We start from the raw sequence: 18,992 nt of genomic DNA, 5'->3' as shown, positions 1-18,992 counted from the left end.
CGCATGATGGTTAAAGATTTATCGAACCTCGGCGGCTGGGTCTTCGACCTCGACAACACGCTTTATCCGCCCGAAGCCCGGCTGTTCGAGCTGATCGAGCGGCGCATGACCGACTATGTGATGTCGGCGCTCGGCGTGCCCGAGGACGAGGCCAACCGGCTGCGGAAAAGCTACTGGGCGCGTTTCGGCACCACGCTGGCCGGACTGATGGACCTGCACGGGGTCGAGCCCGGCCCCTACATGACCCATGTCCATGACATCGCGCTTGACCGGCTCTCGCCCGATCCCGAGCTGCGGGCCCGGATCGCGGCCCTGCCCGGCCGCAAGATCGTCCATACCAACGGCTCGGCGCCTTATGCCGAACGGGTCCTGGCCGCGCGCGGGCTCGACGGCATCTTCGATGCGGTCTTCGGGGTCGAGGATGCGGGCTATGTCCCCAAGCCCCGGCGCGAGGCCTTCGAGACCATCGCAGCGCTTGGCGGCATCACCCCCGGCGAGGCCGCGATCTTCGAGGACGATGCGCGCAACCTCGCCGCGCCGCATGAGATGGGCATGCGCACCATCCATGTCGCCCCCACGCCCGAGACGGCGGCCCATATCCACCATCACACGAGCGACCTCACGGCCTTTCTCGGACAGCTCGGGCGCCTTTAGTCGGCCTTGCCCCGGACACCGTTGTGTGCGACGGGATGCCGCGTGGGGTTCCATGCCTCACCCCCCATATCGGGATCAGCAAAGGGAGAATAGCATGACCTTGGAAACGTCAGAGGCGCCCGCCGCCGAAACGCCGCGCTGGCTGCGCATCGTCTATGCCGTGCCGTTGATCGGCTGGATCCTGAAGGACGTGAACGAGGGCGATGCCGACAATATCTGGTATCTCCTGGGCGGGTTCGGCTGCCTCTGGATCGTCTCGATCCTGCAATGGGGCGTGCTTGGGCTCTACCTGCCCGCGGTCGTCGCCTCCTGGGTCTGCCTCGGCATGCTGATCTGGATCAGCCGCGGCTGATCCCCGCCCCTTGGCCCCCGGAAGCCGCCGGGCTATCTGAGGGTCAGGAGGCACCGACATGACCCGCATTTCCACCGATATCCTGATTTCCGGCGGCGGCGTCGCCGGACTGACCGCTGCGGCATTGTTCGGCTCCGAGGGCTATTCCGTCCTCTGCGTCGACCCCGCGGCTCCGGTCACCGAAGAAACCGCCGAGGGTGCCGACCTGCGCACCACCGCCTTCCTGCAGCCTTCGCTTCAGGTGCTCAAGACCGCCGGGCTCTGGGACCGGCTCGCGCCCTTTGCCACCGACCTGCAGGTGATGCGGATCGTCGATGCCGGCGGCAAGATTCCCTCTCCCCGCGTCACCCGCAACTTCAACGCGAAGGACGTCTCCGAGCTGCCCTTCGGCTGGAACCTGCCCAACTGGCTCTTGCGGCGCGAGATGGTGCAGCGGCTCGAAGACCTGCCCAATGTCACCTTCCGCCCCGGCACCGGCACCGCCGCCGTGCTGACCCGTGACGCTGAGGCGCTGGTCGATCTCAGCGACGGCACCAAGGTCTCGGCCCGGCTGCTGATCGGCGCCGATGGCCGCAATTCGCCCGTCCGCGAGGCGCTGGGGATCGGCGTACGCACCATGCGCTATGGCCAGAAGGCGCTGGCCTTCGCCGTCACCCATCCCGAGCCCCATGGCAATGTCTCGACCGAGATCCACCGCTCGGGCGGGCCGTTCACGCTGGTGCCGCTGCCCGACCGCGACGGCCGGCCCTGTTCGGCCATCGTCTGGATGGAGCGCGGCCCCGAGGCGCTGCGCCTGGCCGCCCTGCCCGAGGCCGAGTTCAATGCCGAGATGACCGCGCGGTCTGGCGCGATCTACGGCCCCCTCAGGCTGGAAACCCGCCGTAGCGTCTGGCCGATCATCAGCCAGATCGCGCATCGCATGTCGGGCGAGCGCAGCGCGCTGATCGCCGAGGCCGCCCATGTGGTGCCCCCCATAGGCGCGCAGGGGCTGAACATGAGCCTCGCGGATCTGCGCGTCCTGCTCGATCTGTGCCGCGCCGCGCCGAACCGGATCGGCGAAAAGGCCATGCTCGATCTCTATCACCGCCGCCGCCATCCCGAGGTGCTGGCCCGCGTCACCGGCATCGACCTGTTGAACCGTGCCTCGATGCAATCGGCGCAGCCGCTCCGCGACCTGCGCGCAGCGGGCGTCGCCAGCCTTTACGCCCTGAAACCAATCCGCAAGACGCTGATGCGGCTGGGGATGGGCGTCCGGGGCTGAGCCCCCACCAGAGGCCCGGGCGTCGGAGGGAAATCCGGCGCCTGCGCCCTATCCCAGCGGCCCAGGCAAGCGTTCCTCGCTGAGAATCACATTGGCCTCGACATTGCCGACCCCGGGCAGGGTCATGATCCGGCGCCGCAACACACGCTCGAAATCGGGCAGGTCGCGGGCGACCACCCTCAGGCGGTAATCGAACAGCCCCAGCACATGCTGCACCGTCTGCACCTCGGGGATCGCGGTCACCGCGCGCTCGAACTGCTCGAGCCCGACCCTGCCCTTGGTGGCAAGCTTCACCCCCAGAAACACGCTGACCGAGAAGCCCAGCGCCTCGGCATCGAGATCGACGCGCCGCCCGGCAATGACGCCCGCCTCTTCCAGCCGCCGGATCCGCCGCCAGCAGGCGGGCTGGCTCAGCCCGAAGCGCCGCCCGAGCGCCCCCGCGCTTTGCGTCGCATCTTCGGCCAGCGCGCGCAGGATCTTCCGGTCGCTCTCGTCCAGCTCGATCACAGCGGCAGCGCCTCGGCGCGCTTGATATCGGCCACATGCATCAGCGCCTCGATATCCGCGATATGCGGCAGGGTCAGGATCCGGGTGCGGTACAGGTCCTGATAATGGGCCATGTCACGGGCCAGGATGTTCAGCCGGACATCGACCCGGCCCAGAAAACTCTGGATCTCGCGCACCTCGGGCACCTCGCGCGCCGCGGCGATGAATTCGTCGAAGGCACGCGGGTCGGTCTTGTCGAGCGAGAAGCGCAGGCTCACCTCGACCGAATAGCCCAGCGCGCGCCAGTCGATCACCGCCCGGATCCCCCGCAGCACGCCCTTCGCGCGCAGCTTTTCCAGCCGCCGCCAGCAGGTCGCAGCCGTCAGCCCGGCCCGCTCGGCCAGATCCGCAGTCGAGAGGGAGGGCTCGGCCTGAAGGTAGCGCAACAGACGGCGATCGGCATCGTCCAGGGGAATGGTCACTTCACATAACACCAATATGACGAATGAATTTTCACATATATCGCCGATCCATCAAAGGAATGAAACCCGTTCCGTTCGGGATGCGCCTAAATTCGCATCAACCGACCCTCAAGAAGGAGCACCGCGATGCGCGTGTATTACGACCGTGACTGCGACATCAACCTGATCAAGGACAAGAAGGTGGCGATCCTGGGCTATGGCAGCCAGGGCCATGCCCATGCGCTGAACCTGCGCGACTCGGGCGCCAAGAACATCGTCGTCGCGCTGCGCGAAGGCTCGGCCTCGGCGAAGAAAGCCGAAGCCGAAGGCCTTCAGGTCATGGGCATCGCCGAAGCCGCCGCCTGGTGCGACCTGATCATGTTCACCATGCCCGACGAGCTGCAGGCCGAAACCTACAAGAAATACGTCCATGACAACCTGAAGGAAGGCGCCGCCATCGCCTTCGCCCATGGCCTGAACGTGCATTTCGGCCTGATCGAGCCGAAGCCCGGTGTCGACGTCATCATGATGGCACCGAAAGGCCCCGGCCACACCGTGCGCGGCGAATATGTCAAGGGCGGCGGCGTGCCCTGCCTCGTGGCGGTCGCCAATGACGCCACCGGCAAGGCGCTGGAACTGGGCCTGAGCTACTGCTCGGCCATCGGCGGCGGCCGCTCGGGCATCATCGAGACCAGCTTCAAGGAAGAATGCGAGACCGATCTCTTCGGCGAACAGGCGGTTCTGTGCGGCGGTCTGGTCGAGCTGATCCGCATGGGCTTCGAAACCCTGGTCGAGGCGGGCTACGCCCCCGAGATGGCCTATTTCGAATGCCTGCACGAAGTGAAGCTGATCGTCGACCTGATCTATGAAGGCGGCATCGCCAACATGAACTACTCGATCTCGAACACCGCCGAATACGGCGAATACGTGTCGGGTCCGCGGGTTCTGCCTTATGAAGAGACCAAGGCGCGGATGAAGGCGGTTCTGAACGACATCCAGTCCGGCGTCTTCGTGCGGAACTGGATGCAGGAATGCGCCGTCGGCCAGCCTTCCTTCAAGGCCACCCGCCGCAACAACGACGCCCACCAGATCGAACAGGTCGGCGAGAAACTGCGCGACATGATGCCCTGGATCACCGCGGGCAAGATGGTCGACAAGTCGAAGAACTGACGACCCGGCAAATCTGCCGCCAGTCGGACAGGAAAAGGCGCCCCAGCGGGCGCCTTTTCTTTTTCACGCACAAAGATACAATCTCTGCACATTTAACGATTCCTTTCCATAAACCATTCTTTCCAAATCGGGAATTTGCGCATGCGGATTTCAGCAATAGATGGCTTGAGAGGTTTCTTTCTCGCAATGATGACAATGGCGCATCTCTCGCGAGACGGTCACACCCTTGTCGGGACCCTGAACCATCACCGGCTGGGCTGGGTCGAGGACGCGCAGGGCTTCGTCTTCCTCTCGGGGCTCGTCATCGGCATCGTCTACGGCAAGCGGCTGATCCGGCAATCGCGCGCGGCCATGCTCCAAGGCCTCATAACCCGGACAAGAACCATTTATATCTATCATGCACTGCTGATGGCCGCGATCACGCTAGGGGTGCTCCTGTTTTATACCAGACCATCAGATCTCGATCCGGGCTGGAGCGAGGCGCCGCTGCTTTTCAGCGCCTTCGGTTTCCTGCTGATATCCGCGCCGCGCTATCTCGATATCCTGCCGATGTATGCGATCTTTGTCGCGCTGACACCGATCGTCCTGATCCAGCTTCAGAAAGGACGATATGCGCTGATCATGACCACATCCGTCGCCCTCTGGGCGCTGGCCCAGACCGGGCTGCCGACGCATCTGCTTCAGGCCATCGGCGAGGCAACGGGACTTGACGCAAGGAACATCCATCTGGGGCTTTATTTCAATCGATTTGCCTGGCAGATCCTATATGTCGGCGGCCTTGTCGCCGGAATGCTTCTAGCACAGGAAAGGCTGTCGCCGGATTTCCTGCATCACGACGACGCGCGAACGATTTTTTTTATCTGCTTGGCCCTGAGCGCGACCTTTGCCATTACGGCCATTCGCCTGCGCTATTTCAACGCCCTCCCTCAAACCGGCTTCTTTGGTGAACTCTCCTATAACCGCAACCATTTCTCCGCGTTGCGGCTGCTCAATTTCTTAGCCGATCTCTATGTTGTCAGCTGGCTGCTGATCGCGGGGAGAACCGACCGGAACCCGTTTTTGCAGGCCGCGGCCCGGGCCCTGCACGCGTTGGCATCGTTCCGGCCGCTCGTTTTCATTGGCCAGCATTCACTGCAGGTCTTTGCCTTTCACGTTCTGCTGGCCTATGCTGCGATATTCTTCTCGCTTTCGGAAGCCCCCCGATTGCTGCGCGAAATCATGGTGCTGGTCTCGCCGGCATGCCTGCTGCTGCCCGCCTACCTGCATGCGCGTCACCGCGACAAAGGCCGGCGCCTGCGCATCTCCGGAGCGTAGTCGTACCCCCCAACCGCCCGGCGGGCGGCTCCGCCGCCGGGCGCTGACCTCAGGGCGCGGGCCTCAGCGCGCGCCGCGGCCATCGGGCCGAACTTGTGGATGGCCTCGTTCAACGCTTCGACGCCGAAGTCAGCCTCCAGCGTGTTAGAGATCCGCCAGGACAGAACCTTGCGGGTGTGCCGGTCCATGATCGCCACGAGGTAAAGGAACCCGCGGCGCATCGGCAGATAGGTGATGTCCGAGCACCAGACCTGGTTCGGGCGATCCACGCGCAGGCCTCTCAGCAGATGGGGATAGGTCTTGTGCCCCTTCGCCGGCCTGCTTGTGTTGGGCTTCTGGTAAATCGGCATCAACCCCATGAGGCGCATCAGCCGGCGTATCCGCATCTCGTTCACGAAGTGCCCGTCATTGCGCAGGTGCCAGGTCATCTGGCGGACACCGAAGAACGGGGTTTCCAGGAACTGCCCGTCAATCTGCCGCATCAGGCCGAGGTTCTGCTCGGTCTCACCCTTCGGCTGGTAGTAATAGTGAACCGCGCCGACTTGCCCGGAGGGCATTTCATTCAAGGCGTCATGCGACCTTAGCCATCGGCTGCATCCGATCAAGATACCGCCGTTCGGCCTCGACCGGCGAGATGTATCCGATCGATCCGAGGAGGCGCTCGTTATTGTACCAATCCACACAGTGAATTGCCTCCCGCTCGACGTCCTGCATCGTCTTCCAGGGCCCGAGCAGCGTGCCGCAGCGACATTGTCCCGCTTCAGGGTATGCCAGACTTTCCGCGCACCGTAGAGTTTGCGGTTGTCAGACCAGATCTTCCGGATCTTGTCCTTAAACCCGGCATCGCGCCGCATCCGTGGCGATGCCCGCGATGGATCCCGTGCGGCGGCCTTCCGTGCATGGTATGTTGACGAGGCGATCGGCAGCACGCGGCAGATCGGCTCGACCCCGAATTCCTCCCGGAATTCATCAACGAAGCCAGTCATTTGCGGAATGGGCGGTCGAGCTCCGCCTGGGAAAAATAAGCGCTGGCCTTCTTCAGGATCTCGTTCGCCTGCCGCAACTCGCGGTTCCCGCGCTCGAGTTCCCTGATGCGGGCCTTCTCGGCACTGGTCGGGCCCGCTTCCTTGCCGCTGTCACGCCGAGCCTGCTTGTACAAGACCCGCAGGCTGTCTGGCGAGCAACCCAGCTTGCCGGCGATGTCGCGCACCGCGCCTGTCAAAGACGCATAGCTGTCGAGAGGGTCGACGACCATCTGTACCGCCCGTTCGCGGAACTCGGCCGGATACGGGCTCGTCGTGTTCTTCTTCCTGTCCATGCGACGGCATCCTTTGAGAGTTTGGCCCTCCGGGCAAGGCGGCCGGTGACGTCCCAGGGCGTGGTGTAGCTTTCGGCGGCCATCGGGTTTCTCGGTAGGGTCGGGTTGCTGAGCCAACCTGAACCGTGGGCTGCCCCCGATGACCAAACCCATGATGGACCTGCGTGCGCTGGTAGAGAGTGAGGGGCAGGCGCGCCATCGGTCCGAGCGCCGCCCCGAACGCCGATGCCGACCTTCTTCGCGAGATGATCGGCTTTGCTGCCGAGCGGCTTACGGAGCTGGAGGTCGGCGCCAAGACCGGTGCTGACTATGGCGAGAAGAGCAGTGAGCGCCTGGCGCAGCGCAACGGGTATCGCGATCGGGACTGGCAAACCCGGGCCGGCAGCGTCGAACTGCGCATCCCGCGCCTGCGTACCGGCTCCTATTTCCCCTCGTTCCTCGAGCCGCGGCGCTCTGTTGAGAAGGCCCTGACGGCCGTGATCCAGGAGGCCTATGTCCACGGCGTCTCAACGCGATCGATGGACGACCTGGTGCAGGCCATGGGTGGCACCGGGGTGTCGAAGAGCCAGGCCAGCCGACTGTGCGAGGAGATCGACGAGCGTGTGGACGCCTTTCTGACACGGCCGATCGAGGGCGAATGGCCCTACCTCTGGATCGATGCCACCTATCTCAAGGTGCGCCAGGGCGGGCGGATCGTATCGGTTGCGGTCACGCTCGCGGTGGGCGTCAACACCGACGGCAGGCGCGAAGTGCTGGGCATGGCGATCGGGGCCTCCAAGGCCGAGCCGTTCTGGACCGAGTTCCTGCGTGACCTCGTCCGCCGTGGCCTCGGCGGCGTGAAGCTTGTGATCAGCGATGCGCATGAGGGCATCAAGGCCGCCACCGCCCGGGTCCTGTCCACGACCTGGCAGCGCTGCGTTCGGCATTGGTCTCGAACCAATGGCGACCATGCCTCACTCCACTTCCAGCGCAATGCGCTCGCCCATGCCGGCAAGAACAGCCGCCGGGTGGTCTCGGCATTCATCACCACGGCCTTTGCCCAGCCCGACCACGCGGCGGCGAAGGCCCAGTGGCGTCTCGTGGCGGACCAGATGCGCGGCAAGCTCCCCAAGCTGGCCACGCTCATGGACACGGCCGAGGAGGACGTCCTGGCCTATATGACCTTCCCGGCCCAGCATCGCACCAAGCTGCACAGCACCAATCCGATCGAGCGGCTGAACGGCGAGATCAAGCGACGCACGGACGTCGTCGGTATCTTTCCGAACGAGGCATCGATCCGGCGCCTCGTCGGCGCGATCCTCATGGAGCAGACCGAGGAATGGACCGTCCAGCGCGCCAGATACATGACGCTGGAAACGCTCGCCCCCGTCTGCGATGATCTCAATGTCAGCCTGCCTGCAGCGCAAAGCGACTGACCAGCTCGGCCCGCTTGAAAGCGCGAGGCCCGCGGTGAGCTACACCATCTCTCGGGACATCATCAGGCGGCCCGGTTCAGGCCGCGAGGTTCTGACTTTTCAGGATGCTGCCCATCGGCCTTGCTGAGTTCATCGAAGCACAGGGTGAGGCGCCATTTCCCCGCCTGCTTCAGGCGACAGTTTCGCTCTCGGGCCTTTCCCAGGGCCGAACAGCGGTTCATGAATGAGCCATGTCGCGCCATTGGTCCGAGCGACAACGGCAAATGATAGGGATCTGGACTTCCGCAGTCTGACGGATGGGGGCGCGTCACATGATGCGCTCAGCAAAGAGTCTGAGGCCGTTTATCTGCGCTTCGAGGCGACCTAGAATGTGAGATCCGGCCCATTCCTCCCGGAGCGCTCGGCCCGGACATCGCGTCACCTGCAGGATCTCGTTACGCGAGATCGCAGCGGGGCGGTCGGGTTTCCATGCTCAGGCGTTGCGGCGGACAGGCCTGAGCGGTTCAGCAAGGCGTTGTCGTCCGACCAGTTCATCCTGCGGTCATGGGGGAGGCAGGCTTCGGCATGCGCCCCATCTAACCAGCGGGGTTCCAAGAATGAATGAAGCCCTCTCGCAGATAAGGACAACAAGCCCGGCTTCCACCACCGAAGCCGCGTCGAAACCAAGATGCACTGCATGAAACTGCCCGACCAGCTTTTCATGGCACGGGGCTTCCACCGCCAGGTCACCGACCTTCAGGTCTGCAGCGCCGGTATGTCAGTCCCGATTCCCCCGTAGGCTTATAAATCGTCACTCAGAGCAAGCGCGCCGCCGGTGTCATGGGATCTGCCCCATGCAGATGGCTTATCATGTCGGCCATGGCGGATAATTGCCTATTGGGTGACAGTTACGGCCATGCAAGTCCGCGAGATAACAAAAGAGCTCGGCCCCCATCCGCGGACCATGATTTGACGAGGGCTCGTATTGCGGCTGGCCCTATGCCTGGCCCGCCCCCTTCGGACCGCGAAAACATGGGCAGAGCCTTGCCACGTTGGCTGCCCGTCCGATGCGCACCTGCCGAAGCTGTCCGGCATCGTGCGCCCGGATGAAAATCGTCGGGGGCCGAAAATCGGTCTCTCCGGGGAGATCGCCTCAGGCACAAGCTGGATCGAAGCAGGTCAGCCAAGGCCCATACCGCCAGCGCCGACACGGCCGGGGATGGCGTCTCAATGACGCAACGTCTTGAGTGCAAGGAATAAATTTGTGTACAGAGATACATTCCGAATATGCGACGAGACTGGCCCCAAGGGAGCTAGGATTTCCGCCACCAGAGGCAGCCTCGTATCCGCTTAACCCCGAATGCCATAAGGGATCTCAGGTTACAGTGTCAGAATTTCGCGATATAATGAGTGCCTCAATTTCAAAGCTACGCCATCTGTCGAACTCGCGCGAGCGAGGCAAGAAATGGATCGGCAATATTGACAGAATATTCGACGGCACACTCGAAGGCTGGATCAAGAACACCGGCAGCGATAGTCCGGTCCGCATCGATGTCATGCTGGATGGCGCGCCGATTGCCACGGAAGTAACGGCCGACAGGCATCGGCAGGATGTCGAGGACGCCGGTATCGGCAGCGGCCGTTTCGGTTTCATTTGCCCTGTGCCCGCGGACCGGCCTGTTGAAGGCGCGCGCCTGGAGGTCAGGCTGGCCGCCACGCGGAAGGTCCTTCTGGAAAAGCTCGTGACGCCGCAGATGCTCCAGATCGAGCCCGCCAGCATCCGGGAGGTTTCCCCGACAGACCATCCGAAACCGGCCCCGGTGGCAAAGTGCGAGGGTCGGCTGGAGAGCCTCACGGAAGACCGCCTGCGGGGATGGGCCTCCGATACGCTCAATCGGGGCCGGCTCTTCGAGGTCGAGGTGCTTGTCGACGGAGTGTTCCTGACCCGCATTCGGAACAACCGTCCGCGGAGCGACCTTGCAAGACATGGCAAGTCCAGGGGGCTGGGCGGTTTCGAGCTGAAGCTGTTCCTGTCCGAACTGGAACCGGGCCCGCACAGCGTGACGGTCGTTCTGCCGGACGGACAGGAATTGACAAAGACTGTCACCTCCACGGGAAGCACGAGACGCTATCCGCTGAATGTCGGGGCGACACAGGTCTCAATCTCCGAAACGGCGATCATCGTGCCGATCTACAACGCCGCGGAGGACGTCGAAACCTGCATCCGACGGCTAGTGGAGCACACCCCGCCGGAATTGGAAGTGGTGCTGATCGACGACGCCTCCCCCGATCCGCGTATCGCCGACATCCTTGCCGATGCCGCCGGCCTGCCCGGCTTCCGCGTTCTGCACAATGCGACCAACCTGGGCTTTACCCGGACGATAAACCGTGGCCTCGAAGAGATCGGCAAGAAGCATGCGATCCTGCTGAACAGTGACGCGCGGGTCACTCCCGGCTGGGCTCAGGGCATGCTGCGCGCGGCAGGGTCGCGACCGCGCGTTGCGACCGTCACGGCCATGTCCGACAGAGCCGGGGCCTTTTCCGCACCGAATATCGGCAATGACAACAAGCTGCCTGACGGGGTCGATGAAATCACCTATGCCCGGGCCTTCCGTCGTCGCTCGCTTGGCATCTATCCGGCTGTGCCCACGGGCAACGGCTTTTGCATGTTCGTCAACCGCGCGTGCATCGACGAGATCGGTCCGCTGGATGCCGAGGCTTTCCCGCGTGGGTACGGGGAAGAGAATGATTTCTGCATGCGCGCCGGACGTGCGGGATGGACGCATCTGATCGATGACAGGACCTATGTTTTCCACGATCGTTCGAAAAGTTTCGGCGAGACGAAGACCGATCTGCTGACCGCCGGACGACGCATCGTCGACGAGCGTTATCCTGAATACAAGCTTGCCATTCGCGTCTTCAGCGCCAGTTCGGACCTGATGATGGCGCGATACCGTGCCGCCCAGGCCCTCGCGGATTGCAGCCGCCCGGATGCCGGGCTTCCGGTCATCCTGTATGTCGTGGCCACCCAAACGGGCGGCACGCCGCAGACGAATATGGACCTCATGGCAGAGGTCTCGGACGAGATGGCGCCCTGGCTGTTGCATTGTGACAGCCGGAAGATGACGCTCAGCCGACTGGACGGTTCCAGGATGACGGTGGTCCGGTCGCACGAGCTGGCAGAGCCGGTCGACCCGCTCACCCATCGTTCCGGTGAATATGACGCCGTCTTGCACGACTGGCTGGACATCGCCAATCCGCGTGTCGTCCATATCCGCCACCTGGCCTGGCACAGCCTGTCCCTGCCTGCGCTGGCCAGGGCGCGGGGCAGCCGTGTGGTCTTCTCCTTCCACGACTTCTATACGCTCTGTCCAACCGTCAAGCTGATGGACGAGCGCAACGTGTTCTGCGGCGGCACCTGCACGAAAACCTCCGGGGATTGTGCAATCGAACTGTGGGCCCCGGACAGCATGCCGCGGCTCAAGGGAACATGGGTTCATGTCTGGCGACAGCGCTTTGCCGAGGCCCTTCGGGACTGCGATGCTTATGTCACCACGTCCGAGAGCGCGCGCGATCTCATATTGCGGCACCTGCCGCTGGATCCTCACCGCTTCTTCGTCATCCCCCATGGCCGCAACTTCACCGAGATGGAGCAGTTGAGGGACCATCCTAGGCATGGCAAACCGGTCCGCATCCTGGTCCCCGGCAATATCAGCACCGCCAAGGGCAGAGACGTCATCAAGGCCCTGCTGGAGCATGACAGTGCCGGGCTTCTGGAGTTCCATATCCTCGGCAAGATTTCCGACCCGGAGGAACTCGCCCATCACCAGCGGCTGATCATGCACGGAACCTATAAGCGCAACGAATTCTCGCGGCGCGTCGCCAGCATCAGGCCCCATATCGGGGCGGTGCTGTCCATCTGGGACGAGACATACTGCCATACACTGACCGAGCTCTGGTCGGCAGGGGTGCCGGCGATCGTCTTCGATTTTCCGACGGTCGCCACGCGCACGCGCAACAGCGGGGCGGGATGGGTTGTTCCCCATGGTGACATTCCCAGGCTTTACGAACGCCTTCTGGAGATCGGCTTTGACGAGGAAGAGCAGCGTCGCGCGGATATGGCGATCATGCGCTGGCAAAAAGGACATGGCGTCGGGCGTACGACCAAGGTCATGTCGGCGGCCTATCGGGAAGTCTATCGCAACGCGTCGGGGCAACATCTCGACCGTCCCGTGATCGCCGTCGTCTGCCCCGCCACGCCGGAACAGGACCGGGCCAACGCATCCACGGAAATCCGTATCTGGCAGCGCACGACCAACGGCGCCGGGCGCAAATGCGTGTTCGTGCGGATGACGCCGGATAGCCTTCTGGCCAATCTGCGCGACGGGATCGTTGACGGCGTAATCCTGCAAAGGGACGTCATTCCGGCGACGATGGTCGCGCCCCTCCTGAACGAGATGCGCAGATCCGGCATCTCTCATATCCTCGACATTGACGACGATCTGCTGGCGGTTCCCTCCGACAAGGATCCCACGGGGAAATATGCCGCCTATCGGCCGGCACTCGAGGCCCTGATCGACTCTGCGGCCATGGTCACGACATCAACGGAACCGTTGCGGCGCAAGCTGATGGCACGGAACCCTCAGACATTGCTGCTGCCGAACCGGATCAGCGAGCAACTATGGCGCGGCAGCATTCCGCCCCGGGAACAGGACGACACCGTGCGCGCGCTCTATATGGGAACGGCGACGCATCGCGAGGATTTCAATCTGATCGCCCCGGCGCTGGAGGCTTTGGTCGAGGCCGATCCCGGCTTTCGCGTCTCGATCATCGGCATCCAGGGCGATGCGCTTCCCCCATGGGCCGAACGGATCGCCGTGCCGGACAGCGAAAAGAGCTATGCCCGCTTCGTGCCCTGGCTGAAGAGCATCTCGGGCAGGTTCGATTTCGGCCTTGCGCCGCTGACCGATGATCCGTTCAACCTCTTCAAATCGAATCTCAAGGCACTCGACTACGGCGCCCTCGGATTGCCGGTCCTGGCCTCGGACATCCCTGTCTACCGATCGGTTCATGGCCAGATACCGGGATTGCGGCTGGTCAGGTCCAGGCCGGAGTCATGGACGCGTGCGCTGACCGAGATGGTTGCCGAGATCAGGGCCGGCGCGATCGACCGCGCGGGCATTCGCGCGGCAACGATGGCCGGTTACGGAATGGCCTCTACCCTTGAGGAATTCGATGACCTGCTGCTCTCGATCGCCCGGCCGGGCGATATGGACCGCCTCGCCGCCCGCCCGGAGCCGGCCGATGACAATATCAAACATCTGAAAAGCATCGCATGAGCATTCGCAAACCGAATTTCCTGATCATCGGCGCGCAGAAGGCGGGCTCCACCTGGATTTACGACGTCCTCCGGAAACATCAGAAGGTTTTCCTGCCAAAGCGTATCGAACTTCTGTTTTTCAACAAGGTTGGCTACCAGTCACCGTCGCGTATGGCGGCGTATCTTGAGAATTTCAGGGACGCGACAGAGCATCATCTTTGGGTCGGCGAGAAGACACCGGGGTATTTCTGGAGTTCCAGGGCGCAGCACTACAAGGACCAGCCTCCGTTGGGCCACAACCCCGAGATCCCCAAATCCGTTGCCCGCGTTCTCGGGCGAGATCTGCGCCTGATCGTGTCGCTGCGCCACCCGGTTTCCCGTGCGATTTCGGCCTATGGCCACCACGGGGCCCGGGGGCGGATCAAGGGCCATGAATACCTGCGCGACACCGTCGGGCGCCTGGGCATCGGGGATATCGGTTTTTACGACAAGCACCTGGAAGCCTGGGAAGAAGAGTTCGATCCGGCCGCGATCGCCACCCTCATTTTCGAGGAAGAGATCGCCGCGCATCCCGAGGCCGGTCTCCATGCGCTGTGCAAATCGCTTGATATCGATCCCGACGGATTTCAGGATCTGTCGCTTAAGCCGTCGAATAAAGGTAAAGACCGCCAGTATCTGGAAGACCGGATCGATACCGGCGTAGACGGGTTGCAACCGGTGCGCCCGGGTGATGTCGAGCACCTGCTGGAACTCTACCGCCCCACCCTTGCCGCCCTGAAGGACCGTTTCGGGCCACGCCTGGACGCCTGGGACCGGGAAACCGCGGCTTTCGAAGAATTCGCCCGCAAGCATGTCCATCTTGCCGCCGTCCCTGCTCCCGCAACAATTTCAGCGCCCGCGGCCTTGGACATTCTGCACAAGCGGATGGGGTCCGCGGGCCTGGATATCGGCGCCAATGCCTTCCGTCTTGCACCGGGCAATCTGTCTTTCGAGCCGCCCGCGCGGGCCAGTGGCGCCTCGTTCCATGGCCGGTCAATTCTGGGCGCTTTTTCATATGCCGTTGACGGGCATGTCTATCAGACGAAGATCGGCCGCTACTGTTCCATCGCACGCGCCGTAAATATCGGCCAGTTCAACCATCCGACGAATTGGCTGTCGACGAGCCCGTTCCAGTACGAGCGCGGGTTCCGCATCAACAGCGGCAGCGATTTCCCCTGGAAGGAGGAATACGACGCCGATGCGCCGACCCGGCAGGCCGAGCAGGCCGTTCGCAAGGCGGTGATCCGGAAAACCACCATCGGGAACGATGTCTGGATAGGCCACGGTGTCACGATCATCGCCGGTGTCACCATCGGCCATGGCGCGGTCATCGGGGCCGGAGCCGTTGTCACCCGCGATGTCGCCCCCTACAGCATCGTCGGCGGAGTACCCGCACGCCCGATCGGAACGCGGTTCGACGAGGGCACGGTGGCGCGCCTGCTGAAGGCCCGGTGGTGGGATTTTGCCCCCTGGCAGCTGCGGCATCTTGATTTCACGGACATAGACGCTGCCCTCGACGGGATCGAGGAAATGCGGCGGCAGGACGTTCCCGTCTATGCGCCGGGCATCAAAGCCGTGCCTGAAATCTAGATGTTCAGTCACGTCACCTGGCAGATCGGGGTGACGCTGAATTTGCCTGGCTCTGAAGTCCGGACTTTGCGGGGCCATTCTTAGGGTGTCAGACCGCTGAGAGTCTCTGGCCTGCGTGCGAAGTCGTCGGTCAGGAGGAAGCAGGTGACAGTCCGGCGGACTGTTGCCGCCCACTGCTCGTTGTCGGCGAACCACACAAAGGACAGCCGACTGAAACCCAGCATACCGGTGAAGGCTGAAGGCTTGTTCCGGCCGCGCCGGAGCGCCATCCAGTCAACCTTGCGCCTGCAGCCATCACTGCGACATCATCACAACCCGTAACGAGCGCCGGAGCTTAATGTCTCGCGCCGGCTCAACTTGCCCGGGCCGCGGCGCGGCCTGGAAGCCACGACGTCCCCGGCAAGCCATACCAGACAAGGGGCCATTCTTGGGCGCCTATAGGGCGCGATGCTCGGCCCCGACCGACATTTCAGAACGGATTGCAACGACCGCCCGCGGCAAAGACAACCCCGTGCAGGATCGTCTGCTCGATGCGGTGCCGACCTCCTGCTTTTGCGTTGTATGCGCGGGGGCTCCGGGGCCTGCGTAAGCACGCCCCGGAGGAACGGATTTACTCGACGGGCACTGCGGCCAGTTCAGGTTCGTTGTGGTGATGGCGCGCGCGCACAGGCCGGATCGCGAGATTGGCGAAGAAGGCCACGACCAGCAGCGCCGCCATGCAGTACATCGTCGTGTTGTAAAGCCCCGGCGTCGGGTCGACGGTGCCAGGCGGCGCGATCTCCATCAGCTTGGCGATGGTCACGGTCTTGGCCTCCACCAGCTCCTGCAACTGCGCGATGGGCGCGCCGAAGGCCGCGCGGAAGGCCTCCGCGTCGACCTTCGCCGCCAGATCCTCGATGGCATTGCCCACTGACATCTGCCTGAGCGAGGTGATCGCCAGCGGTCCCAGCACCCCCGCCGTCGACCAGGCCGTCAGCAGCCGGCCGTGGATGCCGCCCACATGCATCGTGCCGAACATGTCGGCCAGATAGGCGGGGATCGTCGCAAAGCCTCCGCCATACATCGAGAAGATGATCATCGTGGCGATGTAGAACCCGGCAAGATACAGGATCGACGGGTTCGCCGACCCTGCCGTCGCGAAGAACGGGATCGACAGGTACAGCAGCGTGCCCAGCAGGAAGAAGGTCGCATAGGTGAGCTTGCGCCCGATATAGTCCGAGGCCGAGGCCCAGAAGAACCTTCCCAGCATGTTGAAGACCGAGATCATCAGCACGTAGGTCGAGGCGAAGGCGCCGCTCACGATCCAGGGCATCGTGGTGCCGTAAATGTCCGACATCATCGTCTTGGCGACCCCGATCACCCCGATCCCGGCCGTCACGTTGAAGCAGAGCATCACCCAGAGCTTCCAGAATTGCGGGGTCTTCAGCGCCTGGTCGATATGCACGTTCTTCTGGGTGATCATGCCCGAGCCCGCGGGCTTCGGCTGCCATCCGGCAGGCTTCCAGCCGTCGCGCGGGACGCGGTAGCTGAAGGCCGCGATGATCATCACGACAAGGTAGGCCAGCCCCAGCACGAGGAAGGTCGCGGCCGCGCCGGTATCGCCGGTGCCGACGACATAGACCCCGGCCTCGCCGCCGCCGGGCAGTTCCGCCGCCTGCGCCGCCGAGGCGATCACCACCTCGAGCCGTCCGCTGGCCGTTTCGGCAAAGAGACGGCCGCCTTCGGTCACTGTCGTCACTGCCTCGCGCGGCCCCAGATAGGCGGGCGCCCGCTCGAAGAGATCGAGCAGCCAGCCCTTCAGCGGAGCCGCGATCATCGCGCCGCCGCCGAACCCCATGATCGCCATGCCCGTGGCCATGCCGCGCCGGTCCGGGAACCAGCGGATCAGCGTCGAGACCGGCGAGACATAGCCCAGCCCCAGCCCGCAGCCGCCAAGCACGCCATAGCCCAGATAGAGCAGCCAGAGCTGATGTGTCGCGATCCCCAGCGAACCGACGATGAAACCGCCGCCCCACAGAAGCGCCGCGACCACGCCCACCATGCGCGGGCCCACCTGTTCAAGCCACTTGCCCGCAAAAGCCGCCGAGAGCCCGAGGAACACGATGGCCACCGAGAAGATCCAGACCACCGCGCCCAGCGACCAGTCCTCGGCCGCCGGCGCCACCACGCCCAGCTGCCGCGACAGCGCCGGATTGAAGACCGACCACGCGTAGACCGAGCCGATACAGAGGTGAATCGCGATGGATGCCGGCGGCACCAGCCACCTGTTGAAGCCCGCGGGCGCGACGATGTTATCCTTGTGCAGGATGCCACGCAGCCACCGATACGCGCCGGAGCCCTGGCCCCCGCCCGCCATATCCTTCGTCATTTTTGCTCCTCCCTTTATATGGGCCGGACTGACCGGGAACGCCCTCCCCGCGCTCGTCGGAAATCCGGCCGGCATGTCAGACCATGCCGAAGGAGCCTGCAAAGCACGGTGGACGCTGTCAACTCGGACGAGTTGTCGGATGGAAAAGCCGCGGCGTAAAAGCCCGCCATTTCAGGCCGGCCGCAAATATCCCCCGGGCCCGGTCCGCTTTCACCTGAGCCAATCGAGTGCGGAGACGACGAAGACGAACCCGATGAAGATTGAAGGGGGGGGTGAGCGCATCGCAAGGCGGTCCGGCGGAAGCGCTTGATCCACCAAGAAGGGTTCCCGGCTTTGTGGCGTTCAGCATGGAGGTCGGCATCAACGAGAGGCTCGATCGCGCGGGACGGGCTGGTCTGGATCTGGGCCTTGCCCCCAAGGTCGTCTTCGATCTTCCCGCCCAAAGCCCCTGCGTCGCAGGCCGCATCGGCGATGACGCGGCAAACGCCCTCGTCCCCGCAGATCAGCACCATGGCCTGCAGGCAGTCGTCGCGCTGCCCGGCGGCCGGGATCAGCCGCGGCGGGAGCCCCGGCAGATCGGCTCCGGCATGGGACCTGGTCGTCAGACCGCCACGTGAACACCCGCTCCCGTGAGCAGAAGCCCCCTTTCTGACTGTCATACCCGCATGGGCCTTGCCAAATGGTGCTGTCGATGAGGATGTATTCGAGGTCGGGTTCCGCTCCCCTCTCATTGAAAAGGCACTCCCCCCACCATCGCCGGTCTGCCGACCCGCGCCTGTGCGGCCCTAAACTTGCCGAACGCGGATGACAGATCGCGCCAAGACGCGGCCGTCCACGCCAGCCACAACCATGCATCCACAAACAACCGATTGTCAGCACCGCTCGGGCAGCCCATCTCGTCCGGGCAGGTCCCCCTTGATCCGCGCCCATTGCGCGTCGGTCGGCCTCCGTCTGCTCAAGAGCGCTTCCGTTTTCGATCTTGAACAAGACCTCACGGCAGATGGGAATCCCCTGAATGCAGACAGCGCCCAGAGTCAGGCCTCGCAACACATACATGACGGTCGCGGCCAGAGCGCAGGCCGAGATAAACAGGACATAGCGCAAGACCAGCCGACGGCGGCAATGGATATCCAGCCCGTCGCGGCTCTTGTCTATCCCGATGATCTGGCCATGCGATACATTCTCCATGCTCACCTCCTTCGGGTACGCGGGCCTGAGGGGGCGGCGAGAACTGTTCCAGAAAACGAAAGGAAGGCGGTGCCGAC

Annotated in this window: 11 protein-coding genes, 4 pseudogenes and 1 other annotated feature; of the genes and pseudogenes, 9 read left to right on the top strand and 6 right to left on the bottom strand. The window is 63.7% G+C overall.

Annotated elements, in window-relative coordinates; translation table 11 throughout:
- Positions 1 to 3: 3 nt before the first annotated feature.
- The 3 genes from ACK8CO_RS14890 (at position 4) to ACK8CO_RS14880 (ending at position 2,267) form a co-directional block, all read left to right on the top strand.
- Positions 4 to 654, top strand: a complete 651-nt coding sequence (locus ACK8CO_RS14890; RefSeq protein ID WP_080617125.1) for a pyrimidine 5'-nucleotidase — start codon at positions 4 to 6, stop codon at positions 652 to 654.
- Between the two features lie 94 nt (positions 655 to 748).
- Positions 749 to 1,006, top strand: a complete 258-nt coding sequence (locus ACK8CO_RS14885) for a hypothetical protein (RefSeq protein ID WP_080617126.1) — start codon at positions 749 to 751, stop codon at positions 1,004 to 1,006.
- 58 nt (positions 1,007 to 1,064) lie between these two features.
- Positions 1,065 to 2,267 (top strand): UbiH/UbiF family hydroxylase, encoded by a 1,203-nt coding sequence (locus tag ACK8CO_RS14880; RefSeq protein ID WP_414897124.1) that lies wholly within the window; start codon positions 1,065 to 1,067, stop codon positions 2,265 to 2,267.
- Positions 2,268 to 2,315: 48 nt separating this feature from the next.
- Here the strand turns inward: ACK8CO_RS14880 and ACK8CO_RS14875 are convergent, their stop codons facing one another.
- Together ACK8CO_RS14875 and ACK8CO_RS14870 are read right to left on the bottom strand one after the other, a co-directional pair.
- The gene (locus tag ACK8CO_RS14875; RefSeq protein ID WP_414897123.1) at positions 2,316 to 2,774 is read right to left on the bottom strand and encodes an Lrp/AsnC family transcriptional regulator; all 459 of its coding nucleotides are present in this window, start codon (positions 2,772 to 2,774) and stop codon (positions 2,316 to 2,318) included.
- Positions 2,771 to 3,229, bottom strand: a complete 459-nt coding sequence (locus tag ACK8CO_RS14870) for an Lrp/AsnC family transcriptional regulator (RefSeq protein WP_414899031.1) — start codon at positions 3,227 to 3,229, stop codon at positions 2,771 to 2,773. Before ACK8CO_RS14870 ends, ACK8CO_RS14875 begins: the two co-directional genes overlap by 4 nt.
- 132 nt (positions 3,230 to 3,361) lie before the next feature.
- Between ACK8CO_RS14870 and ilvC the strand changes: the two genes are divergently transcribed.
- Both ilvC and ACK8CO_RS14860 read left to right on the top strand, forming a co-directional pair.
- Positions 3,362 to 4,384, top strand: a complete 1,023-nt coding sequence (gene ilvC, locus ACK8CO_RS14865) for a ketol-acid reductoisomerase (protein WP_080617130.1) — start codon at positions 3,362 to 3,364, stop codon at positions 4,382 to 4,384.
- 141 nt (positions 4,385 to 4,525) lie between these two features.
- Entirely contained in the window at positions 4,526 to 5,698 is a 1,173-nt protein-coding gene (locus ACK8CO_RS14860; protein ID WP_414897122.1) for an OpgC family protein, read from the top strand.
- Between the two features lie 86 nt (positions 5,699 to 5,784).
- Here ACK8CO_RS14860 and ACK8CO_RS14855 read toward each other — a convergent pair.
- From ACK8CO_RS14855 to ACK8CO_RS14845, 3 pseudogenes are all read right to left on the bottom strand, one after another.
- Positions 5,785 to 6,225 (bottom strand): annotated as a pseudogene (locus ACK8CO_RS14855) (DDE-type integrase/transposase/recombinase); the annotation flags it as partial.
- Positions 6,226 to 6,441: 216 nt separating this feature from the next.
- A pseudogene (locus tag ACK8CO_RS14850) lies at positions 6,442 to 6,552 on the bottom strand (IS3 family transposase); the annotation flags it as partial.
- A 57-nt stretch (positions 6,553 to 6,609) separates the two neighbouring features.
- Positions 6,610 to 6,726, bottom strand: a sequence feature (AL1L pseudoknot).
- Between the two features lie 80 nt (positions 6,727 to 6,806).
- Positions 6,807 to 6,953: pseudogene (locus ACK8CO_RS14845) on the bottom strand (IS3 family transposase); the annotation flags it as partial.
- Between the two features lie 202 nt (positions 6,954 to 7,155).
- On the opposite strand from ACK8CO_RS14845, the pseudogene ACK8CO_RS14840 reads away from it, so the two are divergent.
- From ACK8CO_RS14840 to ACK8CO_RS14830, 3 genes and pseudogenes are all read left to right on the top strand, one after another.
- Positions 7,156 to 8,431, top strand: a pseudogene (locus ACK8CO_RS14840) (IS256 family transposase).
- A gap of 1,364 nt (positions 8,432 to 9,795) precedes the next feature.
- The gene (locus ACK8CO_RS14835) at positions 9,796 to 13,749 is read left to right on the top strand and encodes a glycosyltransferase (protein ID WP_414897121.1); all 3,954 of its coding nucleotides are present in this window, start codon (positions 9,796 to 9,798) and stop codon (positions 13,747 to 13,749) included.
- Complete coding sequence (locus ACK8CO_RS14830; protein WP_414897120.1) at positions 13,746 to 15,359, top strand: sulfotransferase; 1,614 nt, start codon at positions 13,746 to 13,748, stop codon at positions 15,357 to 15,359. Before ACK8CO_RS14835 ends, ACK8CO_RS14830 begins: the two co-directional genes overlap by 4 nt.
- 610 nt (positions 15,360 to 15,969) lie before the next feature.
- On the opposite strand, the gene ACK8CO_RS14825 is transcribed toward ACK8CO_RS14830, so the two are convergent.
- Positions 15,970 to 17,715: an OFA family MFS transporter gene (locus ACK8CO_RS14825; RefSeq protein WP_414899030.1), complete on the bottom strand. Its 1,746-nt coding sequence runs from the start codon at positions 17,713 to 17,715 to the stop codon at positions 15,970 to 15,972.
- 359 nt (positions 17,716 to 18,074) lie between these two features.
- Between ACK8CO_RS14825 and ACK8CO_RS14820 the strand changes: the two genes are divergently transcribed.
- A complete protein-coding gene (locus ACK8CO_RS14820; RefSeq protein ID WP_414897119.1) occupies positions 18,075 to 18,344 on the top strand; it encodes a hypothetical protein in 270 nt (89 codons plus the stop codon).
- The last annotated feature ends 648 nt before the right edge of the window (positions 18,345 to 18,992 follow it).

It is taken from the genome of Rhodovulum sp. HP10 (assembly GCF_047553435.1).
GTDB lineage: Bacteria > Pseudomonadota > Alphaproteobacteria > Rhodobacterales > Rhodobacteraceae > Rhodovulum.
The sequence above is the reverse complement of the archived record's forward strand: the minus strand, read 5'-3'. Positions and strand labels throughout refer to the sequence as shown.

Coding starts and splice junctions, on each gene's coding strand:
- ACK8CO_RS14890 (WP_080617125.1), top strand. CDS start 4: ATGATGGTTAAAGATTTATCGAACCTCGGCGGCTGGGTCTTCGACCTC.
- ACK8CO_RS14885 (WP_080617126.1), top strand. CDS start 749: ATGACCTTGGAAACGTCAGAGGCGCCCGCCGCCGAAACGCCGCGCTGG.
- ACK8CO_RS14880 (WP_414897124.1), top strand. CDS start 1,065: ATGACCCGCATTTCCACCGATATCCTGATTTCCGGCGGCGGCGTCGCC.
- ilvC (WP_080617130.1), top strand. CDS start 3,362: ATGCGCGTGTATTACGACCGTGACTGCGACATCAACCTGATCAAGGAC.
- ACK8CO_RS14860 (WP_414897122.1), top strand. CDS start 4,526: ATGCGGATTTCAGCAATAGATGGCTTGAGAGGTTTCTTTCTCGCAATG.
- ACK8CO_RS14830 (WP_414897120.1), top strand. CDS start 13,746: ATGAGCATTCGCAAACCGAATTTCCTGATCATCGGCGCGCAGAAGGCG.
- ACK8CO_RS14825 (WP_414899030.1), bottom strand. CDS start 17,715: ATGGCGGGCGGGGGCCAGGGCTCCGGCGCGTATCGGTGGCTGCGTGGC.
- ACK8CO_RS14820 (WP_414897119.1), top strand. CDS start 18,075: ATGGAGGTCGGCATCAACGAGAGGCTCGATCGCGCGGGACGGGCTGGT.